The organism is Nocardia sp. NPDC058497, from assembly GCF_042720195.1.
GTDB lineage: Bacteria > Actinomycetota > Actinomycetes > Mycobacteriales > Mycobacteriaceae > Nocardia.
This window is the reverse complement of sequence record NZ_JBHXMY010001062.1, coordinates 1-1,038: the sequence shown is the minus strand read 5'-3', so window position 1 is coordinate 1,038 and position 1,038 is coordinate 1. Positions and strand designations below refer to the sequence as shown.

Annotated in this window: 2 protein-coding genes and 1 pseudogene; 2 read left to right on the top strand and 1 reads right to left on the bottom strand. The window is 66.8% G+C overall.

Translation table 11 applies throughout. The features are described from left to right. Together ACFWPJ_RS33725 and ACFWPJ_RS33720 are read left to right on the top strand one after the other, a co-directional pair. Positions 1 to 211, top strand: a 211-nt coding sequence (locus tag ACFWPJ_RS33725) for a hypothetical protein (RefSeq protein WP_378857696.1), incomplete at its 5' end; no start/stop codon positions are given. A 201-nt stretch (positions 212 to 412) separates the two neighbouring features. Further along, positions 413 to 733, top strand: coding sequence for a helix-turn-helix transcriptional regulator (locus ACFWPJ_RS33720; RefSeq protein ID WP_378857694.1), 321 nt, complete (start codon positions 413 to 415; stop codon positions 731 to 733). Positions 734 to 804: 71 nt separating this feature from the next. Here the strand turns inward: ACFWPJ_RS33720 and ACFWPJ_RS33715 are convergent. Then, positions 805 to 1,038, bottom strand: a pseudogene (locus ACFWPJ_RS33715) (serine hydroxymethyltransferase); the annotation flags it as partial.

Below are 1,038 nucleotides of genomic sequence, written 5' to 3'. Positions count from 1 at the left end.
GAACGGCTACGCCGCCTCCGGCGTCCCCTTCTATCTCCTGATAGACCGAGACCCCCAGGTCGGCTCCGCCACTCTGTTCTGGTCTCCCGAGCGCCCCACGGGTACCTATGACAACCAGCGCCAGTGGAAATTCGGCGACCAGATCGAACTCCCCGAGCCGTTCCAACTGGCACTCACCACCGGCACCTGGACGACCTGGACCGAAGAGTGAATTCCATTGCAGCACATTGCATGAGGCGCTGACGCCGTCGCTACGACTGCTTCGCCACCGCCTCGGGTCAGAAGCCCGAACTACTCGCCGACATCGGCATCGGCCCGACAGCTCACCAAGGAGCGAAGTGGTGTTCGTGTCCTCGCTGGCGGATCTGCTGGCGGCGGCGAAGGAAGGCGAAGGAAGAGGATCGGAGCTTCGATGAGCAGTTTCAAGAAGTGGGATCGGGATGCCTACCGCAAACGCGTGAGCGACGACGAAGCTGCGCGGCGGCGTGGGGCGATCATGGCCGAGCAGTGGGGCTATCAGCTCGCCGAAGAACGTCAGCGCCTGAAGTTCACGCAGGCCGGCCTGGCCGAGATCATGGGCGTCAGCCCGGGACGGGTGTCCCAGATCGAGCGGGGCGAAGTCGCCACCGTGGCAGCCATTGCCGCCTACGTTGCCGCACTCGGCGGGAAACTCGAACTGCTTGCCGATATCGGCGGCCACTTGGTGCGCATGCCAGCCGATCCGGCCGCGTAAATGCCCTGAGTTGGCGAACCGCCCTCGGAGACCGAGAACTTCGGTCGCCGAGGGCGTTTCGTGGTGTCGGCTCAGCCGAGCAGGCGCCAGTCCTCGAGGCCCTGGTAGAGCGGGACGCTCTGGGCCAGCTTGGAGACCCGGGCGCGCAGGGACTCGGTGTCGGCGGTGCCGGCGAGGGTGGCGGCGATGATCTCGGCGACCTCGGTGAACTCGGTGTCGCCGGTGGCCAGCGCGGCGGTGCCGATGCGCAGGCCGGAGGTGAGCGGGCCGCCCTGCTGGCCCGGGAACACCGCCGAGTTGAGTTT